The sequence below is a fragment of the Streptomyces sparsus genome, from assembly GCF_054776295.1.
Genome location: NZ_BAAHCA010001396.1, coordinates 1 through 890 on the forward strand (window position 1 = coordinate 1; position 890 = coordinate 890).

Annotated in this window: 1 protein-coding gene; it reads left to right on the top strand. The window is 76.4% G+C overall.

What is annotated here, in order from left to right:
* Window positions 1–402 precede the first annotated feature (402 nt).
* The coding region (locus tag ACYVE9_RS28655) for an HAD family hydrolase (RefSeq protein ID WP_461030799.1) at window positions 403–890 on the top strand (488 nt) is incomplete at its 3' end.

The following is an 890-nucleotide window of genomic DNA, read 5'->3' on the forward strand; positions in this document are numbered from 1 at the left end:
ACCCGCCGGGCAACGTGCGTGCCGCGCGGGGCGTGCACGGCGTGCGGAGGGGCGGACAGCATCTGGACCTCGGTACGGGAGCGGGCGGCGGGCACGGAACGCGGGCGGCTGCCACGCGGGCCCGGACGGGAGACGTGCGGCCCGGCGGGGTGCTCGGGGGGAAACGGGCGGCGGACGGACAGGGCGGTGGGTGACCCGGGCGGCCACTTAGGTAAGGCGGCCCTAAGTGTACGTACTCGTCCCTGCGACCCGCCGGAGGCCCCGGCACGGCGTCGGGTCCCGGGACGGGCGTCGGGACCCGTCCCGGCTTCCGGTCCTGCCTCCGCGTCCGGCTGCCCGTGCGGACCGGGGGCCGGTCGCCCGTGCGGGCCGGGGGCTGGTCGCCGGGACGGGACCGGCACAATGGGGGCCGTGACTTCGCTGACCGCGTCGGGAGAGCCCGGCCCGCCCCCGCTGCCCACGGTCACGGTCGGGTTCGACCTCGACATGACGCTGATCGACTCCCGGCCCGGCATCCGGGCCGTCTACGAGCTGCTGACCGCCGAGACGGGCGTGTTCATCGACTGCGATCTGGTGGTGTCCCGGCTGGGGCCGCCGCTGGAAACCGAGTTGGCCAACTGGTTCCCGGCCGCCGAGGTGCCGGCCACCGCCGACCGGTACCGGGAGCTGTACGTCGACCACGCCATCCTGCCGACGACCGCCATGCCCGGCGCCCGGGAGGCGGTCAGCGCGGTCGGTGAGCGCGGCGGCCGGTCGGTGGTGGTGACCGCGAAGAACCAGCGCAACGCCGGCCACCACCTGGCGCACCTGGACATCACCCCGGACGTGCTGGTCGGCGGACTGTGGGCGGAGGCCAAGGGCGCGGCGCTGCGCGAGCAGGGCGCGGCCGT